Consider the following 21,030-nt stretch of genomic DNA (forward strand, 5'->3'; position numbering starts at 1 on the left):
GTGTCGGGCCGCCGTTTGACGGCCCGGACAGGTCAGGAAGCGGAAGAGGAGAGCAGGGTGATCTGGGTCTGTTTTGCCATATTGTCGCGGTAATCCGCCACGCGGGTTGGGTATTCTACCCCGGCCACCAGCGTCAGGGAACGCAGCAGCGGGAACAGGTGGATATCGTCCAGCGACAATTCACCGCTCACGGCATTCGGTTTAACAATCAACTTGTCGAGTTTACGCAGGTCATCATTGATGTTTTTAATCCAGCCTGCTGAATGTTCTCTCAGCTCAGCGAAATCACCGGCAACGGCCTGTTTTTTGTTTTTAAAATAGCTGCGTGCTTCCGGGGTCGCGAACTCGGCAAACGGGGCTTCTGCTACGCGCGGATACAGCAGTTTATTCACATAAGTGTGGACATGTCGCAGCCAGTCGCTGATCGCCGGATTGGTTTTACCGGTCAGCAGGGGGTCATGATCCACCCGATCAATGTACTGCACAATATCCAGACTTTCCGGCATGCAGCTACCGTCTTCTTTCATCAGAATCGGTGCCATTTTCTGACCGATCAGACGGTTTGGCGTGGCTTCGTCATCGTTCATCATCACCACCAGTTCAACCGGAATATTTTTCAGGCCGAAGATCATGCGGGCTTTCACGCAGAACGGGCAGTGGTCATAAATATAGAGTTTCAAGCGGTTCCCCTTAAATTGGGATAAATGATGAGCACTCATCAACTATCTGAATGTACAAAGGAAGTATGGAAGAGAACCCGCCATAGGGCAAACCTGTCCCTGACATTCGTTGTTTTCTCCACAATTTTACGAATTTTTAATCGGCAGTGTTTTACCGGGGATTCGGATGGCGGTTATAGTAAAGCGATGGGGATAACGTGCTTTTTCGCCGATAAATCCCCCCCCGCAAACTTACACCCGGCCAGGGATTTCAGGAGAGAAGATGTTTGGCTACCGTACTGCTGCGCCGAAAGTGCGCCTGACGACCGATCGACTGGTGGTTCGTCTTGTCAATGAGCGTGATGCCTGGCGACTGGCTGACTACTATGCGGAAAATCGCGCGTTCCTGAAACCCTGGGAACCCGTGCGTGATGAAAGTCACTGTTATCCCTCCGGCTGGCAGGCGCGGCTCGGGCTGATTGCAGAAATGCAGAAGCAGGGCAGCGCATTCTATTTCGCAGTGATGGACCCGGAGGAAAATGAAGTGCGCGGTGTGGCCAACTTCAGCAACATTTTGCACGGGTCATTTCATGCCTGCTACCTCGGTTATTCGCTGGGGGAAAAATGGCAGGGGCAGGGGATGATGTTTGAGGCGTTGCAAAGCGTAATTCGTTATATGCAGCGGCAGCAGCGCATTCACCGTATTATGGCCAACTACATGCCACATAATCACCGTAGCGGCGGTTTACTGGCGCGCCTCGGCTTTGAAAAAGAGGGCTACGCCAAAGATTACCTTCTGATTGACGGGCGCTGGCAGGACCATGTTCTGACGGCGCTGACCTCCCACGAATGGACGCCGGACCGGCGCGGAGTGTAACCCCCAGATGATCAAAACCCCTTTTACCGCCGTTGAAGCGCGCGTCATCGGCAGCCTGTTGGAAAAACAGGTCACTACTCCGGATCAGTATCCGATGTCGCTTAACGGCGTCGTGACCGCCTGTAACCAGAAGTCCAACCGTGAGCCGGTGATGTCGCTGACCGATAGCGATGTACAGAACACCCTCGATTTGCTGGTGAAAAAACACCAACTGACGGCGTTGAACGGTTTTGGCAGCCGGGTAGTGAAGTATGAACAGCGTTTTTGTAACTCTGAGTTTGGTCAGTTGAAGTTTACTGCTGCCGAAGTGGCGGTGATCACAACACTGCTGCTGCGTGGCGCACAGACGCCGGGTGAGTTGCGCACCCGCACTACGCGTATGCATGATTTTGCCGATATATCCGAAGTGGAACAGACGCTGGAGCGGCTGGCACAGCGCGAATCCGGCGCACTGGTGGTGCGTCTGGCACGTGAACCGGGTAAACGCGAAAGCCGCTTTATGCATCTGTTTAGCGGTGATGTGGATGAAGGTTCACTGGCTGCCAGCCCTGTTAATGACCATGACAGCGGGCTGGAAGCGCGGGTGGCCTCCCTTGAACAACAGGTTGTGGCACTGCAACAGCAGCTTGCCCGGCTACTGGCCGTACAGGAGGCAGAATGAGTGCATTAAAAGTGGGGATCGTCGGTTTGGGCGGCATTGCGCAAAAAGCCTGGTTGCCGGTGCTGACGAAGACGGATGGCTGGCAGATTGCTGGCGCGTTCTCACCGAATCAGGAAAAGGCGCGCCCGGTCTGCGATAGCTATCGCATTCCCTTACTCAGCTCCCTTGACGATCTGGCGGCGGCCAGCGATGCCGTGTTTGTCCACAGCACCACTGCCAGCCACTATGCGATCGTCGATCGGCTGTTACGCGCCGGGGTGGATGTCTGCGTTGATAAACCTCTGGCGGCTACGCTGAGTGAGGCGGAGCGGCTGGTGGACCTGGCCGATAAGCGCGGACGCAAACTGATGGTGGCCTTTAACCGCCGTTTTGCACCACGCTACCTTCAGTTGAAGTCAGCGCTGTTGCAACCGGCGACGATACGTATGGATAAACACCGCAGTGATAGCGTGGGGCCACAGGATCTGTTTTTCACCTTGCTGGATGACTATTTGCATGTGGTCGACAGCGTGCTGTGGCTGGGTGGCGGGGAAGGAAAGTTGTTGAGTGGCACGTTGCAGACCAACGACAGTGGGCAGATGCTGTATGCCGAACACCACTTTAACGTGGCGGGTGTTCAGGTCACGACCAGTATGCATCGTCGTGCTGGCAGCCAGATGGAACGCGTGATGGCGGTGGACGAGGGGGCGGTCTATCAGGTCAGCGATATGCGTGACTGGCAGCAGGAGAAAGCAGGGCAGATCAGTATTGACCCCATCCCCGGCTGGCAGAGCACGCTGGAGCAGCGTGGTTTTGTCGGCGCAGCGCATCATTTTATCCGCTGCGTGGAAAATCAGACAATGCCGCAAATCAGCGGCGAGCAGGCGCTGCTGGCCCAGCGTATGGTCGAAAAATTATGGCGTGATGCCGAGCGGGAATAGGTTTACAACACAAACCCCGTAACAATCCACTGTGGTTATTTCCTTTCACTTCAGTAGACTATCCGCACCTTAAATGGCCCGAAGATCATCGGGCTGTGATTGTCGCAAGCCGGTCTTCCCGGATATCAGAATCAGGAATTACATGAACCTGTTGAAATCACTGGCAGCGGTCAGCTCCATGACCCTGTTTTCACGTGTGCTGGGCTTTGTGCGTGATGCCATTGTGGCACGCGTGTTTGGCGCGGGGATGGCGACCGATGCCTTCTTTATTGCTTTCAAATTGCCAAACCTGCTGCGCCGTATTTTTGCCGAAGGCGCATTTTCTCAGGCCTTTGTGCCGATTCTTGCGGAGTACAAAAGCAAGCAGGGTGAAGAAGCGACCAAAGTCTTTATTGCCTATGTGTCAGGGCTGCTTACCCTGGCTCTGGCGATTATCACGGTGCTGGGGATGTTCGCGGCTCCCTGGGTGATCCTGATTACCGCCCCGGGTTTTGCCGACACACCGGACAAGTTTGCGCTGACGTCTTCGCTCTTGCGGGTCACCTTTCCTTATATTCTGCTGATTTCGCTGGCGTCGCTGGCGGGGGCAATCCTCAACACCTGGAACCGTTTTTCTGTTCCCGCCTTTGCGCCCACGTTACTGAACGTCAGTATGATCGGCTTTGCGCTGTTTGCGGCACCGCACTTTCATCCTCCCATCATGGCACTGGCATGGGCGGTGGTCGCGGGGGGCGTGCTGCAACTGGGTTATCAGCTGCCGCATCTGAAGAAAATCGGCATGCTGGTGTTGCCGCGCCTTAACCTGAAGGATGCGGGCGTGTGGCGTGTGATGCGTCAGATGGGGCCGGCGATCCTCGGTGTGTCAGTCAGCCAGATTTCGTTGATCATCAATACCATCTTTGCCTCCTTCCTCGTGTCCGGTTCGGTATCGTGGATGTACTACGCTGACCGTCTGATGGAATTTCCTTCCGGGGTGCTGGGCGTGGCATTGGGCACCATTCTGCTGCCTTCGCTGGCCAAGAGTTTTGCCAGCGGTAACCAGGACGAGTATTCCAAACTGATGGACTGGGGGCTGCGCCTCTGCTTCCTGCTGGCACTGCCCAGCGCGGTAGCGCTGGGGATTCTGGCGAAACCGCTCACCGTGTCGCTCTTCCAGTACGGCAAGTTCAGCGCATTTGACGCCGCCATGACGCAGCGGGCGCTGGTGGCTTATTCGGTCGGACTGATGGGGCTGATTGTGGTTAAGGTGCTGGCGCCGGGTTTTTACTCGCGACAGAACATCAAAACCCCGGTGAAGATTGCGCTGTTTACGCTGCTGGCCACGCAGGTGATGAACCTGGCGTTTATCGGCCCGCTGAAACACGCCGGGCTGTCGCTGTCTATCGGTCTGGCTGCCTGTCTTAACGCCGCGCTGCTCTACTGGCAACTGCGTAAGCAGGATATTTTCCAGCCGCAGCCGGGCTGGTTCAGTTTCCTGATGCGTCTGGGGATTGCTGTTGTTGTGATGGCAGCGGCGCTGCTGGGCATGATGTACGTGATGCCTGACTGGGCCAGCGGCAATATGTTGTCGCGTTTGCTGCGTCTGGCCGCGGTCTGCGCGGTGGGAGGGGGTGTCTATTTTGTTGTGTTGGGTGCTCTTGGTTTCCGCCCGCGTCACTTCTCTCGCCGAACGGCGCAGTAAGAGAATAACAAACAGAAAAACCCCGCAGCGCAAGGGCGCAGCGGGGTAAAGTCGAACACGGGTTGACGGATATTATGCTTTGCGACTTACCGGAGCGCTGGTAATCGCATGTCCGTCAGGGCCATAAAATTTTTGTGACTGATAAGGCTTCAAGACTTGCAGCGCATGCTCGTTATGACTGATCTGATGGTTGAGCAACATACCGTTATGTAAATTGGTATCACGCAGTTTTACCGTCTGTTCCTGAATAGCCGCCCAGCGCCGTGCAAGTGCCGGGTGCTGGCTGTAAGGCACATGCATACCAGTGACTTTTTCGGCGTCACGACGCATATCTTCCAGGAAATTGAGGGTAGCCAGTAAAGAGCTTTTATCCTCGGTAATCCGTTGCAATAAGCTGCTGTTGACCTGACCTGCCGAGAGCTGTTCTTGCTCCGCATTCATGACATCGGCCAGCGACGAAAGAACTTCAAGCATTTTATCAAGTGCGTTTTGCAGCTTATCCATGGGTTAATTACCTTGCAGTGAGTCTTTAGCTTCCTGAATCAGTGCGTCGGCAATTTTGCCGGTGTCCATCTTCAGTTCGCCGTTGCGAATTGCGTTCTTCAGCTCTTCAACGCGAGCCGTATTAATGTCCTGTGAGCTGGCTTTGCTCAACTGTGACTGCGCGCCGCTGAGAATAACCTGAGTACCGGTTGTGGTTTCAGTGGTCTTGCTTTCTGCTGCACGTGCTTTTGGCTGGGCAACATCATTGGTATCACGTGACTGTACAGTGCTTGCCGGTTTCAATGCCTGGGTTCTGTCGATGCTCATATGCGCTCCTGTTAACTCAGGTTCTCACAACCTGATGTTCAATATTCTAATAGTACAATGACCGTTATTAACACTATCGGCAGAACTGTAGCCTTCTTTAGTGGTTTATAGCGATATCAGAATATTCCCATTAGCGTCGACCTTACCCATCACGATTTGCCCTGAACTCATCCGAACTCTGACCGGTTGCGTGGACGTGGCATTGTTCATTGCCTTGCCTTCGCTGCTGATATTAAACCCTTCACCGCTGGCGGTAACGGTAACCATCTGGCCTGCTTTCACTCGCCACGGTTGGCGCATCATCATCAGTGTGACGGGCTGACCAGGATTGATATCGCGCAGGGCAATAGCGCCGACCGCGTCTGCGGGGCTCGTCAGGGTGCGGGCGGGCAGGGTATCCAGTCGGCCCTGCTCCATTCGCATATCGCTGGCGGAGATCGTCGCGCCGCGCGGCACCTGGCGGGTAGCAACCAGATACTGACCGCTGACCTGAACCTGTACCTGAATATAACGTCGATTCTGATCGCAATTGGCGGCAACGCTGATGTTTCCCCACATGCGGCTGTTACCCGGCAGTGAGAACTGCGGTTGCTCACAGGCTGGCCACATTGTCTGCGGGGTTTTCACCACCACGGTGAGGTTATCGGCAGACTGACCACTTTGCCCATAGCGATTTTTAAAAAATTCATTGAGCTGTGCGTTAAGGTCGACAGCACTGGCAGAGACGCTTATCAGAGCCACTAAAACGGCCAGTAGTCGTGTGAATCCTCGCATCAGAGACCCCCTTAATTTCAACATGGCACCGATTCTACCCTCAGATGCATATTGTCAAGGCGCAAATTAGCGACGGTTTTTAGCGCTATTCAAACGATAGCCCTTTCCCCCACGAGATTATGCTGTCAGCTCTAAATTCTCACTTGCGGAGGACGCATGCTCGACAAACTGGACGCAGCACTACGGTTTAACACCGAAGCCCTGAACCTGCGTGCACAGCGACAGGAAATCCTGGCATCCAATATCGCCAATGCTGACACGCCGGGCTATCAGGCACGCGATATCGATTTCGCCAGCCAGATGAATAAGGTGCTGGAACAAGGGCGGGCGCAGGGTTCCGGGCTGTCGCTGGCGGTGACGTCGGCACGCCATATTCCTGCGGAAAATCTTCAACCGCCTTCGATGGACCTGATGTACCGCATTCCTGACCAGCCTGCGCTGGACGGTAACACGGTAGATATGGACCGCGAACGCACAGAGTTTGCCGATAACAGTCTGAAATATCAGACGGATTTGATGGCTATCAGCAGTCAGATTAAAGGCATGATGTCTGTGCTACAGGGGCAATAACGATGGCACTTTTAAATATTTTTAATATTGCCGGTTCGGCAATGGCTGCACAGTCACAGCGTCTTAACGTCAGCGCCAGTAACCTGGCCAACGCCGACAGCGTTACCGGGCCGGATGGTCAGCCCTATGTAGCGAAACAGGTGGTGTTTCAAACCGACGCGGCACCGGGGTCCCCGACCGGCGGCGTGAAAGTGGCGCAGGTGATCGATGATCCTGCCCCGGCGCGTCTGGTGTATGAGCCCGGTAACCCGATGGCCGATGCCAAAGGTTACGTGAAGATGCCCAATGTGGATGTAGTAGGAGAAACGGTGAACACCATGTCGGCCTCGCGCAGTTACCAGGCCAATGTTGAGGTTTTAAACACCGTTAAACAGATGATGTTGAAAACCTTAACCATGGGTCAATAAGGAGCTTCCCGATGAGTATTGCTGTTGGTGTAAATGAAAAGCAGGCCACCACAACGCTGCAATCTTCCTCGTCTTCTTCTGATACGTCAGCGGCGGACTTGCAGAGTAACTTCCTGACGCTGCTGGTCACCCAGTTGCAGAATCAGGACCCGACCAATCCGATGGATAACAGTCAACTGACCTCGCAGCTGGCACAGATCAATACCCTCAGTGGTATTGAGAAACTGAATACCACGCTGGGATCGATTTCCGGTCAGATTACCTCGGGCCAGTCCTTGCAGGCCTCGACCCTTATCGGTCACGGCGTGATGGTCAATGGTTCACAGGTGCTGGTCGGCAACAGCACCTCCACGCCGTTTGGTGTGGAACTGGGGCAGGCTTCCACTGCGACCACCGCCACCATTAAAGATGGCAGCGGTGCCGTGATCCAGACCATTGACCTGGGCGCTCAAACCGCCGGTGTGCATACCTTCCAGTGGGATGGGAAAGCCGCCGATGGTAGCGTCGCGGCCGACGGTAAATACACCGTTTCAATCAGCGCCAGTAATGCCACCGGTCAGCTGGTTGCACAGCCGCTGAATTACGCCTACGTGAGCGGCGTCAGCAGTAGCGCGACGGGTGCTGTACTTGACCTGGGCACCATGGGGACGACCACCCTGGAAAACGTACGTCAGATTATTTAATCCACTAATTTATGCTTCAGGAGTGACAACATGGGCTTTTCACAGGCAGTCAGCGGCTTAAACGCAGCATCCAGCAACCTCGACGTTATTGGTAACAACATTTCCAACTCCGCCACCTCGGGCTTTAAATCCAGCACCGTCGCGTTTGCTGATATGTTTGCCGGTTCTAAAGTAGGTCTGGGTACTAAGGTTGCGGCCGTGGTACAGGACTTTAACGACGGTACCACTACCACCACCAGCCGTGGTCTTGATGTGGCGATCAGCCAGCAGGGCTTCTTCCGTATGGCGGACACCACTGGTGCGGTGTATTACAGCCGTAACGGCCAGTTCACGCTGGATGCAGATCGTAATATCGTTAACATGCAGGGCTTGCAGCTGACCGGTTATCCGGCCACCGGTACCCCGCCAACCATCCAGACCGGTGCTAACCCGGTAGGATTGAGCGTGCCAACCACCGCGATGTCAGCGAAAGCAACTACCACTGCCTCCATGACTGCGAACCTGAATTCGACGGATAGCGTTCTGGCTGTTGCAGACTTAGATATTACCGATCCAACGACTTATAACGCCAAGTCGTCAATGACCACATACGATTCACTGGGTAACTCACATACCATCAATCTGTACTTCAATAAGACGGCTGATAACAACTGGACGGTCACTCCGGTTGATGCTTCAACCGGTACCACGGGTACGGCTACTCCGCTGGTCTTTGACACCAGCGGTAATCTGACCACCCCAGCGAGTGGCATGGTGGCCTTCACCATGGGCGCGTTGAACGGTTCAGCAGGCCCGACCAACCTGACTGTCGATATTACCGGCAGCCTGCAACAGAACAACGGTACCAGCACCTTCGGTAACCCGACCCAGAATGGTTACAAACCGGGTGAACTGACCAGCTATCAGATTAACGATGATGGCACCCTGGTCGGAACCTACTCCAACGAACAGACTCAGGTTCTGGGTCAGATCGTGCTGGCTAACTTCGCAAACCCGGAAGGCCTGAAATCAGAAGGTAACAACGTCTGGTCTGCGACGGCGTCTTCTGGTCAGGCACTGACCGGCATCGCCGGCACCGGTAACCTCGGTACGCTGACCGCGGGTGCGCTTGAGTCCTCAAACGTGGACCTGAGTAAAGAGCTGGTGAATATGATCGTTGCGCAGCGTAACTACCAGTCGAATGCGCAGACCATCAAAACTCAGGACCAGATTCTTAATACACTGGTCAACCTGCGCTAATTCGGTTAACAGGACGGCCCTATGGATCACGCAATATATACCGCAATGGGGGCTGCCAGTCAGACCCTCGATCAGCAGGCAGTGACGGCGGCCAATCTGGCCAACGCCGCAACGCCGGGCTTCCGTGCGCAGCTCAGTGCTGCGCGTGCGGTGCCGGTGGAAGGGTTGTCATTGCCTACCCGTACGCTGGTCACGGCGTCGACGCCGGGAGCAGATATGACCCAGGGCGCGCTGGATTACACCGAGCGTGCGCTGGACGTGGCGATGCAGGGTGACGGCTGGCTGGCAGTGCAGACTGCCGACGGCACCGAAGCCTATACCCGCAACGGGAATATGGAAGTCAGCCCTGCCGGGCAACTTACCGTACAGGGCAACGTGGTGATGGGTGACGGCGGACCGATTGCGGTGCCGCAGGGCGCTGAACTCACCATCGCGGCTGACGGTTCTATTACTGCGCTGAATCCGGGCGATGCGCCGAATGCGACGGTGCAGTTGGGCAGGCTCAAGCTGGTACAAGCTACTGGCAGTGAGCTGACGCGCGGTGATGACGGTATGTTCCGCGTCTCAGCCAGTGCGGTGGCCCAACGCGGTGCCACGTTACCTATCGATGCCACCATGAAAGTGATGCCGGGCGTGCTGGAAGGCAGCAACGTCAGCAGCACGCAGACCATGGTGGACATGATTGCCAACGCCCGTCGTTTCGAGATGCAGATGAAAGTGATTTCCAGCGTCGATGAAAACGAACAAAAAGCCAACCAGCTGCTGTCAATGGGCTGATCAGAGGAATAACACATGATCCGTTCTCTATGGATTGCCAAAACCGGCCTTGACGCCCAGCAGACCAATATGGACGTTATTGCCAACAACCTGGCAAACGTGAGCACCAACGGTTTTAAACGCCAGCGTGCGGTTTTTGAAGACCTGATGTACCAGACGATGCGTCAGCCAGGCGCGCAGTCATCAGAACAGACCACGCTGCCTTCCGGTTTGCAGATCGGTACGGGTGTGCGTCCGGTGGCCACAGAGCGCCTGCATAATCAGGGTAACCTGTCGCAGACCAGCTCATCGAAGGATGTGGCGATCAGTGGCCAGGGCTTCTTCTCGATTCAGATGCCGGATGGCACCACCGCGTATACCCGCGATGGTTCTTTCCAGACGGATCAGAATGGCCAGCTGGTCACCAACGGTGGTTTCCCGGTTCAGCCCGCTATCACGATCCCGCCAAACGCCCTGAGCATGACCGTCAGTCGTGATGGTGTGGTGAGTGTGACCCAGCAGGGCCAGACTAACCCGGTTCAGGTAGGGCAGCTGACGTTGAGCACGTTTGTCAACGATGCCGGTCTGGAAAGTATGGGTGAAAACCTTTACCAGGAAACACAGGCATCCGGTGCGCCAACGGAAAGTAACCCGGGCAACAACGGTGCCGGTACGCTGTACCAGGGCTATGTGGAAACGTCGAACGTAAACGTCGCGGAAGAATTGGTCAGCATGATCCAGACTCAGCGCGCTTATGAGATTAACAGTAAGGCCGTGAGTACCTCTGACCAGATGCTGGCGAAACTGACTCAGCTGTAAAAGTAAGACGGACTGATTGACCGTTACAGGTGCCGGGCTTGCCCGGCCCGTTAATACAATATTCTCGTAATGAAAGGTTTATATCCATGGCGCAGCAGATCTCATTGCCTGGACGTTTGTTGGTAGCCACGTTGCTGCTAACGCTTAACGGTTGTGCGTTAGTTCCCCGTAAGCCACTGGTCGAAGGCTCGACGACGGCCCAGCCGATGCCTGCTTCACCTGCATTGGTCAACGGTTCTATTTTTCAGGGCGTGATGCCGATGAACTACGGCTATCAGCCGCTGTTCGAGGATCGCCGCCCACGTAATATTGGCGACACATTAACCATCACGCTGCAGGAAAATGTCAGCGCGAGTAAGAGTTCTTCTGCCAATGCCGGACGTGATGGATCTTCCAGCTTCGGGTTAAGCGCGACACCGCGTGCCCTCGTCGGACTGCTGGGTGGCGACAAAGCCACCTTCGCCGGGGAAGGGAAAAATGATTTTGCAGGAAAAGGGGGCGCTTCAGCGAATAACACCTTTACCGGCACCATCACCGTTACCGTTAACCAGGTATTGCCTAATGGCAACCTGAATGTGGTCGGTGAGAAACAGATTGAAATTAATCAGGGAACAGAGTTTATCCGCTTCTCCGGTGTGGTTAACCCACGCACGATTAGCGCCAGCAACAGTGTTGTTTCCACCCAGGTGGCTGATGCCCGCATTGAGTACGTCGGTAACGGCTACATCAATGAGGCGCAGAATATGGGCTGGCTGCAACGGTTCTTCCTGAACATATCACCGATGTAAGAGGTTTTAATGCGTAATGTACTGATTCGATGTGTCCTGCTGCTGACGGTGGGGTTTAGCGCCCTGGCGCAGGCCGATCGTATTCGCGATCTCACTACCGTGGGCGGCGTGCGTGATAACTCCCTGATCGGCTACGGTCTGGTGGTGGGACTCGATGGCACCGGTGACCAGACAACCCAGACGCCATTTACCACACAGAGCCTGAGCAACATGCTGTCGCAGTTAGGGATCACTGTTCCTACCGGCACCAATATGCAGTTGAAAAACGTGGCGGCGGTAATGGTGACTGCAAAGCTGCCAGCATTTGGCCGTCAGGGGCAGGTGGTTGATGTGGTGGTTTCCTCCATGGGTAACGCCAAAAGTCTGCGCGGCGGTACGCTGCTGATGACCCCGCTGAAAGGCGTGGATAACCAGGTTTACGCGCTGGCGCAGGGTAACATTCTGATCGGCGGTGCCAGTGCTGCGGCCGGTGGCAGTAGCGTGCAGGTCAACCAGGTGAACGGTGGTCGTATTACCGGCGGTGCCACGATTGAGCGTGAATTGCCGAATAACTTCGCCACCAGCAATATCGTAAGCCTGTATCTGAACCAGGAAGATTTCAGCATGGCGCAGCGCATCAGCGACGCCATTAACAGTCGCGGTGGCTACGGGATGGCGCAGGCCGTCGATGGCCGCACGGTGCAGATCCGCTCAACAGCAAATAACACCTCTCAGGTACGTCTACTGGCGGATATCCAGAATATTGATGTCTCGGTTCCGATTCAGGACGCCAAAGTGATCATCAACTCACGTACTGGCTCGGTGGTCATGAACCGTGAAGTGATGTTGACGCAATGTGCGATCGCCCAGGGCAGCCTGTCGGTCACGGTCAATCAGACGCAGAACGTTAGTCAGCCTGATACGCCATTTGGCGGTGGTCAGACTGTGGTGACACCGCAAACGCAGATTGATATGCGTCAGAGCGGGGGCGCACTGCAAACGGTTAACGCCAGCGCGAATTTGAACAGCGTGGTTCGTGCACTGAACTCGCTGGGTGCGACGCCTATCGATCTGATGTCTATTTTGCAGTCGATGGAAAGCGCAGGTTGCCTGCACGCCAAACTGGAAATTATCTGATGAGTGACAACAGCCAGTCTCTGAGCAGCGCGGCGTATGACAGCCGCTCGCTGAACACCCTGAAACGGTTAGCCGGTGATGACCCGAAAGCGCATGCGCGCGAAGTGGCAAAACAGGTCGAAGGGATGTTTGTCCAGATGATGTTGAAAAGCATGCGCCAGGCGCTACCGCAGGATGGCCTGATGAGTAGCGAGCAGACGCGGCTTTATACCTCAATGTACGATCAGCAGATTGGCCAGGAGATCGGGGCGAAAGGCCTCGGTCTGGCTGACCTTATCGTGAAACAGATGGAAGGGCAGAAGCCGCTGGATGAGAAAGCCGGTACGGTGCCCATGCCGCTGGATAAGAGCTTTATCAACACATTACCTCCGCTGGCGATGGAACAAATGGTCCGTAAAGCGGTGCCACGTTTCTCCAGCGCAGAGATGCCGTTATCCGGTGACAATGGTGACTTTATCGCGATGCTGTCAAAACCGGCACAGGCGGCGAGTGAGCAAAGTGGTATTCCTCATCACCTGATTCTGGCCCAGGCCGCACTCGAATCAGGTTGGGGCCAGCGCCAGATCCTCACGCGTGACGGTAAGCCAAGCTATAACGTCTTTGGTATTAAAGCGACGGGCAGCTGGCAGGGTAAAACCACTGATGTGATGACCACCGAATTTGAGAATGGTGAAGCGAAAAAGGTGAAGCAAAAATTCCGTGTTTACGACTCCTATTTCGATGCCCTCAACGACTACGTCAAACTGCTGAGTAACAATCCACGCTATGCGGCCGTGACGACCGCTTCCTCGCCGGAACAGGGCGCGCAGGCGTTGCAGGCTGCGGGTTATGCCACCGATCCTAAATATGCACAAAAGTTGGTGGGTATGATCCAGCAGTTCAAAAATATGGGTGAAAAAGTGGTCAAAGCCTACAGCCAGGATATCGGCGATTTGTTTTAAATTTTTCGGGGAAATGCTCAAGTTTGCCCCGGTTTAACCGATAACCTTTTCAGGCCGGATTTGCGTTAACCCCCTTCCGGCAAACGATTCGTCAATGCTGGCTCTGCAGTTGCCGGTTAACAAGGACCCGAAATGGCTAACTTAATCAATACCGCGATGAGCGGGTTAAGCGCTGCATCTGCTGCGCTGAATACCACCAGTAACAACATCTCGAACTACGCGGTAACCGGTTACTCGCGCCAGACAACTGTGCTGGCTCAGGCCAACAGTACCCTGAGTGGCAACAGCTACTATGGTAATGGTGCGAACGTCTCCACGGTATACCGTGAGTATGACCAGTTCATCACTAACCAGCTGCGCGCGGCCAGCGCTCAGTCCAGTGCCATTACGACTCAGTACAGCCAGCTTTCCAGTATTGACGACATGCTGTCCAGCACCACAAACACATTGTCGACCAATATGCAGGACTTCTTCAGCTCGCTGCAGACGCTTGCCAGCAACGCCAGCGACTCTTCTTCCCGCCAGGCGGTATTAGGCAAAGCGGAAGGTCTGGTCAATCAGTTTAAAGTGACTGATACCTATTTATCGAACCTCGACAGCAGTGTGAACACGTCGGTAAAAGCCACTGTTGAGCAAATTAACAACTACGCCAAACAGATCGCTAACGTTAACCAGCAGATCATCAAACTGAAAGGCGCGGGTGGGGGTAGCGAACCCAACGATTTGCTCGATCAGCGTGATCAACTGGTCAGTGAGCTGAATAAGCTGGTCGGCGTTAACGTCACCCAGCAGGATGGGGGTAGTTACAATATCTCTATTGGTAACGGTATTTCTCTGGTCCAGGGTGATACTTACAGCCAACTGGCTGCCGTGCCTTCCAGCGCCGATCCATCGCGTACCACGATCGCGACCGTTGACTCTGTGACGGGTCAAAAAGTCGAAATCTCAGAAAAACTGGTCACCACGGGTTCACTTGGTGGATTGCTGGCATTCCGTAGCGATCTGGACAGCGTACGCAACCAGGTGGGACAACTCGCTATGGCGCTGGGCACCAGCTTCAATACCCAGCATGAATTGGGCAAAGATGTTGATGGCGCAGATGGCGGTGCTTTCTTTGCGCTCGGTAGCCCGTCTGTGATCTCGAACAGCAAAAATACCGGCGGTGCTTCGCTGACTGCCACCTGGGCAGATACTACTGCGGTACAGGCTTCTAATTATACCGTCAGTTACGACGGCACCAACTGGACGGCAACGCGCCTGTCTGACAACACTAAATCGACAGTTACCGTGGATACCACTGCTCAGACGCTGTCGTTTGATGGCCTCTCAGTGGCCTATGACACTCTGCCTGCAGCCAAAGACAGCTTCACTGTTAAGCCGGTCTCCAGCGTCGTGACCGGAATGAGCGTACTGGTGACCGAGGAAGCCAAGCTGGCTGCGGCCAGTTCGGCGGGCGGTGAAAGTAACAATGAAAACGTACAGAAGCTGCTGGATCTGCAGACAGCTAATGTGATCAACGGTAAAAGCACCCTGACGCAGGCTTACGCCAGCCTGGTGGCGACCGTAGGTAATAAAACCAGCACGCTGGAAACCACCAGTACCACACAGGCGGCCGTCGTCACACAGCTGACTAATCAGCAGCAGTCTGTTTCCGGGGTGAACCTGGATGAAGAGTACACCAACCTGACGCGCTATCAGCAATATTACACGGCTAACGCCCAGGTATTGCAGACTGCATCCACCATCTTTCAGGCACTGCTTAGTGCTGTCAGCTAATTTTTTGCAGAGGAACTAATACCATGCGACTCAGTACCGGCATGATCTATGACCAGCAGATGCGTGGCATCCAGACTTCGCAGGCAAGCTGGCTGAAAGTGGGTGAACAGCTCTCAACGGGTAACCGTGTTAACCGGCCGTCGGATGATCCCGTTGCATCTGCGCAGGCGGTGGTGGTGTCTCAGGCACAGGCTGAGACCGCCCAGTTTAAAACGGCGCGCGTATTTGCTACGCAAAACCAGTCAACCGAAGAAACCACGTTGAAGCAGGCTGCTGATGTCATTATCAGCGCTCAGACTACTGTGGTTGCCGCATCAAACGGGATCTTGTCAGATGCTGACCGTGCTTCCTATGCCACCCAGCTGGAAGGACTTCGTGCACAGTTACTCAATCTGGCAAACAGTACCGATGGTAATGGGCGCTATGTGTTTGCCGGTTATGATAGCGATACGGCACCGTTCACCACCGATGCCACTACAGGCGAAACCACCTATAATGGCGGGCTGACTCCGATTACACAAAAAGTAGATGCCAGCCGTACGCTGACCACGAACCATACCGGCAAGCAAATTTTTGACTCGTTGACCAGTAGTGCGGTGAAAGAACCGGATGGCACCACGGGTGAAAGCAATATCTTTACCATCCTTGATACCGCGATTAAATCGCTGAAAGTCCCGTTGGACGATGCCGATCAAGCGGCAATCGATGCCGAGGGGCTCAATATGGGCAAGGCTAACCGTGGTTTGAGTAATGCGCTGGAAAATGTGTCAAGCGTGCGTTCTGAGATCGGTACGAACCTGCAGGAACTGACAAACCTTGATTCAAAAGGGGATGACACCACACTGAATCTGAAGAACCAGTTAAGCGGGTTAATCGGTGCCGATACCACTGAAACCATCTCCAGCTATACCATGCAGCAGGCGGCCTTACAGGCCTCTTATACCGTGTTCCAGCAGATGTCGAAACTGTCGCTGTTTACTATGAATTCCTAGCTGACCTCTAATATTTGAACGTGCTTTAACCGTGTACGTTCAGTTTCTCCCGCTGTCAGTAGCCAAAGCTGACAGCGGGTTTTTTTTGCCTGCTATCTCCCCTCACGTAACGGTGTGCCCCGTATCCTTTTAACGACTTGTCGATAACGCAATGGTGTCTATGAACCGCGATGCTGATGACGGCGGGTATATGTATACTCACAGACATGAATACGTTGCGACAACGATCGGTGAATACAGAGATACTGGCGTAAACGGGGAGGGAAGAGCAGATAAAAAAAAGCCCCGGCCAGGTGGCCAGGGCTTGATTGACGCGTTATCAGGTATTAAGGACGGGTTGCCGGAGCAGTCGCCTGATGAGTTGCAGCGTGACCGCCTGCTGACCCCTTACCTTCAAAGTTAAAGTCCGGACGCACCCAGTCGCTCTGACTTGGTGCTTCTGGCTGGTAAGCCGGAGCCGGGGCGTTCGTCATTGGCGCGGTAGCATGATGCGGAGCGCTGCTCTGCACGGGGGCAGCGGCCACGGGTTCTGCAACAGCAGGTGCGCTGGCAACGACCGGTGCAGCATCAACCACAGGCTCAGCAGCAACCGGTGCATCCGCGACAGGCTCGTCACGGGCAGGAACCGGAGCGTGCGGCTCGCTGGTCGCCACAGTGTGTTGTGCTGCAGTCACTTCCGGTGCATGGAGCACTTCGGCAACCTGCTGCTCAACTTCAGGGCTGACTTCAACCGGAGCAACGCTGGCAATGTCAGTCGCCTGTTGGGCTTCTTCCACAATATCCGCAACAGCATCAACTGCGGCAAAAGTTGGCTCAGGCTGAACATCTTCCACAGGCGTCGCTTCTGCTGCAGTCTCTTCCGCGACAACTTCGTCAGCGGCAGAAATTACGGCGGGTTCTTCGTTTACCGGTGCGTCAATGGCAGCCGTCTCTTCAGCAATCACAGGGGTGATTTCTGGCAGATTTTCTGGCTGTGGCTCAGCCTGCTGCACAGGTTCTGCCTGCTCTTCGACCGGGGCTTCAATCGCAGGAGTGTTAACCTCAGGGGTTTCAAACACAGGTGCGGTGGCAGCGACAGCCTCTACCGCATTAGCGGCTTCGACAGCGGCAGTGGCTTCTGCAACAGGCGTTTCAACCTCTGTATGACCGTAAGGAGGGACCACTGAATGGCCATGCTCTTCATGCGTTTCGTGATCGCTTGTCTGAGCAACCGGATAAGAAATCCACACTTTACCTGATGCCATTTCTGGCGATGCAGCAGCGTTAGACAGCGGCATTGGTGACTGTGTCGGATAACGCTCATCACGGTAACGGCGACGACGCTGACCGCTCACACGCAGGTGGCGTGGAGAGCGACGTGAACGGCGTGGCATATTGTTGCCATCACGATCGTCGTTGTCATCAGACTCAGCCACAGGTTCGTTAACCACTGGCGTGGCTGCCGGGGTCACTTCTTCACCTTGCGGTTCAAACGAACGCGCAGCGGTCTGTTCAGCCGTTTCGATACGCACTTTCTGGTTCAACTGGCGCGGTTTACGGCGCGGCATCACCTGTACGTTCTCTTCCTGCACTTCCTGATTGTCTACAGCTTCGATGATCGGCTCAACGATGCTCTCTTCCTGCACGACCGGCCGTTTTTATTACTGGTTCTGACCAGGACGACGACGCTGGCGATCCTGACGAGGTTGACGTGGCTGCGAGGTTTCGCTGCGTTCAAATTCGTCTGGAACCATACGTTCGCTGCGGGCATCCGCCTGTGGTGCATTGCGTTTATTGGCGTTGTTACGACGATTGTCGTCACGACCATTTTCACGCGCTTCGTTGTTGCGTTCACGTGGTGCACGTTCAGTACGTTCAGTACGTTCACCGTTGCGGTCGTTACGCTCGCTGTTGCGCTCGTTACGTTCACCATTACGGTCGTTACGTTCACTGTTACGGTCGTTACGTTCGCCATTACGATCGCTACGGTCCGCATTACGGTCGCCATAACGCTCACCACGTTCACCGTTACGGTCGCGACGGTTGTTGTTCTGGCGGCGGTTATTACGACGCTCACCACGTGGAGCCGCGGCTTCGGCCGTTTTTTCTTCAACGACAGGTGGCTGTGGCTCAACGACCGGTTTCTCTTCCGCAGCGAAGAGTTTTTTCAACCCGCTGAAGAAGCGGCTAACCAGGCCCGGCTCAGCAGCAGCAGGTGTTTTCGCGACAGGCTGGGCAACCGGAGTGGCTGCTGCAACTTCTGCGATTTCTTCCTGTGGTGCTGGCGGCGCATCTGGCATCACGAAAGCGGCGAGGGCAGGCTGCTCAGGACGCTTGCGCTCAGCGTGCTCTTCTTCAGAAGGTAACGCCATTTCTGCTTCGTGAAGTTTAGGCAGGTGATAGCTGAGAGTTTGCGTCTCTTCACCACTGCGCACGCGCAGAACTGAGTAGTGCGGTGTCTGCATATTATCGTTGGGTACGATAATGGCACGCACGCCGCCCTGGCGTTTTTCAATGGCGCTGACGGCTTCACGTTTCTCGTTCAGCAGGTATGAAGCAACCTGAACCGGTACGATGGCATGAACTTCTTTGGTGTTCTCTTTCAGCGCTTCTTCTTCAATCAGACGCAGAATGGAGAGAGCCAGCGATTCGTTATCACGGATGGTACCGGTGCCGCTACAGCGTGGGCAAACGTGATGGCTGGATTCACCCAGAGAAGGGCTAAGACGCTGACGCGACATTTCCAGCAGGCCGAAACGTGAAATATGGCTGATCTGAATACGAGCACGATCCTGGCGTACGGCTTCACGCAGGCGGTTTTCTACCGCACGCTGATGACGAACCGGGGTCATATCGATAAAGTCGATAACGATCAGGCCACCGAGGTCACGCAAACGCAGCTGGCGGGCAATTTCATCGGCCGCTTCCAGGTTGGTGTTAAACGCCGTTTCTTCGATGTCCCCGCCGCGAGTGGCGCGTGCGGAGTTGATATCGATAGCCGTCAGCGCTTCGGTGGAATCGATAACAATCGATCCGCCAGAAGGCAGACGCACTTCACGCTGGAATGCAGATTCGATCTGCGATTCGATTTGATAGTGGCTGAACAGCGGGATTTCACCGGTGTACAGTTTAATTTTGCTGCTGAAATCTGGACGACCCAGTGCGGCGATATGCTGGCGAGCCAGCTCCAGCACTTTTGGATTGTCGATGAGGATTTCGCCGATGTCCTGACGCAGATAGTCGCGGAAGGCGCGCACGATCACGTTACTTTCCTGATGGATCAGGAAAGGCGCGGGGCGGCTGTCAGCAGCTTTCTTAATGGCTTCCCAATGTTTCAGACGGAAGCTGAGATCCCATTGCAGTGCATCGGCCGATTTGCCCACACCCGCGGTGCGTACAATCAGACCCATACCATCAGGCAATTCCAGTGCTGACAGGGCTTCTTTCAGTTCAGTGCGGTCATCGCCTTCGATACGGCGTGAAATACCGCCTGCTCGTGGGTTGTTTGGCATCAGAACCAGGTAACTTCCCGCCAGGCTGATAAAGGTGGTCAGGGCTGCGCCTTTATTACCACGTTCTTCTTTATCGATCTGAACAATGACTTCCTGGCCTTCACGCAGTACATCCTTGATATTTGGACGACCGTGAGAATTGTAATTAGCAGGGAAGTATTCGCGGGAAATTTCTTTCAGAGGTAGGAAACCGTGCCGTTCAGCGCCGTAATCAACAAATGCGGCTTCGAGGCTGGGTTCAATGCGGGTGATCTTGCCTTTGTAGATGTTGGCTTTTTTCTGTTCGTGTCCAGGGCTTTCAATATCCAGATCGTACAGACGTTGTCCGTCCACGAGGGCAACACGCAACTCTTCCTGCTGAGTTGCGTTTATCAACATTCTTTTCATCGTAACTTACTCATTATTCTTACATTAGTGACAAAGCTGCGGGCAAAGTAACGCTGGACATGAAAACCGATGACCCCGTGTCTCATCGCAAAGCCGTCAACCTCCCGGTTGTCAGCAGCTAAAGGGGTGCAAAAACTCGGTAGCCTGTTTTACATATGGAAAAACAGCGCTTTTAAGGGGGGAACCGCCAGTAGAATACCAGGTGAACCAATCCCGTTTTATCGTCCAGGCTGCAACCCGCAGCCCGCTAAATGCCTGATTGCACAATACGTCTTACGCCATTGCTGCGTGTATGCGCTATCCGGCAAAATTTCTCACCCTTCATCTTTCGAGCCGCAGCCATGTTGGCTGATCTCATTCATCCCCAAATACCGACTTATGTCTGTTTCCGGGGATTCTTTCGCTTGCCTTGCTGCAACACGAAATCTATTGGGTACACGCTAACTATTCCCTTACGTTCGCAAGTCTTAGCGTCAAAAACGGAGATATTATTCCATTGCTAAGGCGGTGATCGCAAGGTGACTTTATCCGCGTTGAGAAGTTTCTCTCAGCTTTTAGAACGTATTGCAGTGCTTTTCAGCAGATTGTCTAAAAACCGGTCACAACTTCCTGCGGTAACCGTCTCTGTCAGTTAAGCACAGAAAAAGAGGTGGCGCTATCACAGCGCACTATTTAGAATCGCC

19 protein-coding genes and 1 pseudogene are annotated in these 21,030 nt (G+C 54.6%); 15 read left to right on the top strand and 5 right to left on the bottom strand.

From position 1 onward, the window contains the following. Positions 1-32 precede the first annotated feature (32 nt). A complete protein-coding gene (gene grxB, locus WH277_RS14170) occupies positions 33-680 on the bottom strand; it encodes a glutaredoxin 2 (protein ID WP_133842781.1) in 648 nt (215 codons plus the stop codon). Positions 681-942: 262 nt separating this feature from the next. On the opposite strand from grxB, the gene rimJ reads away from it, so the two are divergent. The 4 genes from rimJ to murJ all read left to right on the top strand — a co-directional run bounded on the left by rimJ (position 943) and on the right by murJ (position 4,798). Beyond that, positions 943-1,536 carry a ribosomal protein S5-alanine N-acetyltransferase gene (rimJ, locus tag WH277_RS14175; RefSeq protein WP_159337080.1) on the top strand — a complete coding sequence of 198 codons (594 nt, stop codon included), beginning with the start codon at positions 943-945 and terminating at the stop codon, positions 1,534-1,536. Positions 1,537-1,546: 10 nt separating this feature from the next. Continuing rightward, entirely contained in the window at positions 1,547-2,197 is a 651-nt protein-coding gene (locus WH277_RS14180) for a DUF480 domain-containing protein (protein WP_374760124.1), read from the top strand. Beyond that, positions 2,194-3,117, top strand: a complete 924-nt coding sequence (locus WH277_RS14185) for a Gfo/Idh/MocA family protein (RefSeq protein ID WP_133842787.1) — start codon at positions 2,194-2,196, stop codon at positions 3,115-3,117. The genes WH277_RS14180 and WH277_RS14185 overlap by 4 nt, the downstream gene beginning before the upstream one ends. A 142-nt stretch (positions 3,118-3,259) precedes the next feature. Beyond that, positions 3,260-4,798, top strand: coding sequence for a murein biosynthesis integral membrane protein MurJ (murJ, locus tag WH277_RS14190; protein WP_133842789.1), 1,539 nt, complete (start codon positions 3,260-3,262; stop codon positions 4,796-4,798). Positions 4,799-4,870: 72 nt separating this feature from the next. On the opposite strand, the gene flgN is transcribed toward murJ, so the two are convergent. The 3 genes from flgN to flgA all read right to left on the bottom strand — a co-directional run bounded on the left by flgN (position 4,871) and on the right by flgA (position 6,382). Next, positions 4,871-5,302, bottom strand: coding sequence for a flagellar export chaperone FlgN (flgN, locus tag WH277_RS14195; protein WP_133842791.1), 432 nt, complete (start codon positions 5,300-5,302; stop codon positions 4,871-4,873). Between the two features lie 3 nt (positions 5,303-5,305). Beyond that, on the bottom strand, positions 5,306-5,608 hold the full coding sequence (flgM, locus tag WH277_RS14200; RefSeq protein WP_133842792.1) for a flagellar biosynthesis anti-sigma factor FlgM: 303 nt from the start codon (positions 5,606-5,608) through the stop codon (positions 5,306-5,308). Positions 5,609-5,713: 105 nt separating this feature from the next. After that, a complete protein-coding gene (flgA, locus tag WH277_RS14205) occupies positions 5,714-6,382 on the bottom strand; it encodes a flagellar basal body P-ring formation chaperone FlgA (protein WP_133842794.1) in 669 nt (222 codons plus the stop codon). A gap of 156 nt (positions 6,383-6,538) precedes the next feature. Between flgA and flgB the strand changes: the two genes are divergently transcribed. From flgB to flgL, 11 genes are all read left to right on the top strand, one after another. Further along, entirely contained in the window at positions 6,539-6,952 is a 414-nt protein-coding gene (gene flgB / locus WH277_RS14210) for a flagellar basal body rod protein FlgB (RefSeq protein ID WP_062743748.1), read from the top strand. A 2-nt stretch (positions 6,953-6,954) separates the two neighbouring features. Continuing rightward, a complete protein-coding gene (gene flgC, locus WH277_RS14215) occupies positions 6,955-7,359 on the top strand; it encodes a flagellar basal body rod protein FlgC (protein WP_062743747.1) in 405 nt (134 codons plus the stop codon). A gap of 11 nt (positions 7,360-7,370) precedes the next feature. After that, on the top strand, positions 7,371-8,042 hold the full coding sequence (gene flgD / locus WH277_RS14220) for a flagellar hook assembly protein FlgD (RefSeq protein ID WP_133842796.1): 672 nt from the start codon (positions 7,371-7,373) through the stop codon (positions 8,040-8,042). A gap of 30 nt (positions 8,043-8,072) precedes the next feature. Next, positions 8,073-9,281, top strand: a complete 1,209-nt coding sequence (gene flgE, locus WH277_RS14225; RefSeq protein ID WP_133842798.1) for a flagellar hook protein FlgE — start codon at positions 8,073-8,075, stop codon at positions 9,279-9,281. Positions 9,282-9,302: 21 nt separating this feature from the next. Beyond that, positions 9,303-10,058, top strand: a complete 756-nt coding sequence (locus WH277_RS14230) for a flagellar basal body rod protein FlgF (RefSeq protein ID WP_133842800.1) — start codon at positions 9,303-9,305, stop codon at positions 10,056-10,058. A gap of 15 nt (positions 10,059-10,073) precedes the next feature. Continuing rightward, the gene (flgG, locus tag WH277_RS14235; RefSeq protein ID WP_133842802.1) at positions 10,074-10,856 is read left to right on the top strand and encodes a flagellar basal-body rod protein FlgG; all 783 of its coding nucleotides are present in this window, start codon (positions 10,074-10,076) and stop codon (positions 10,854-10,856) included. Positions 10,857-10,942: 86 nt separating this feature from the next. Then, entirely contained in the window at positions 10,943-11,644 is a 702-nt protein-coding gene (locus WH277_RS14240) for a flagellar basal body L-ring protein FlgH (RefSeq protein ID WP_133842804.1), read from the top strand. A gap of 9 nt (positions 11,645-11,653) precedes the next feature. Then, positions 11,654-12,760: a flagellar basal body P-ring protein FlgI gene (locus WH277_RS14245; RefSeq protein WP_133842806.1), complete on the top strand. Its 1,107-nt coding sequence runs from the start codon at positions 11,654-11,656 to the stop codon at positions 12,758-12,760. Next, positions 12,760-13,701 (top strand): flagellar assembly peptidoglycan hydrolase FlgJ, encoded by a 942-nt coding sequence (gene flgJ / locus WH277_RS14250; protein ID WP_133842808.1) that lies wholly within the window; start codon positions 12,760-12,762, stop codon positions 13,699-13,701. Before WH277_RS14245 ends, flgJ begins: the two co-directional genes overlap by 1 nt. Positions 13,702-13,833: 132 nt before the next feature. Then, positions 13,834-15,477, top strand: coding sequence for a flagellar hook-associated protein FlgK (flgK, locus tag WH277_RS14255; RefSeq protein WP_133842810.1), 1,644 nt, complete (start codon positions 13,834-13,836; stop codon positions 15,475-15,477). Positions 15,478-15,500: 23 nt separating this feature from the next. After that, positions 15,501-16,469: a flagellar hook-associated protein FlgL gene (gene flgL / locus WH277_RS14260; RefSeq protein WP_133842812.1), complete on the top strand. Its 969-nt coding sequence runs from the start codon at positions 15,501-15,503 to the stop codon at positions 16,467-16,469. A 326-nt stretch (positions 16,470-16,795) separates the two neighbouring features. Here the strand turns inward: flgL and rne are convergent. Then, a pseudogene (gene rne / locus WH277_RS14265) lies at positions 16,796-20,347 on the bottom strand (ribonuclease E). Positions 20,348-21,030 lie beyond the last annotated feature (683 nt).

The organism is Erwinia sp. MYb416 (assembly GCF_037479575.1).
In the GTDB taxonomy this organism is placed as follows: Bacteria; Pseudomonadota; Gammaproteobacteria; order Enterobacterales; family Enterobacteriaceae; genus Erwinia; species Erwinia rhapontici.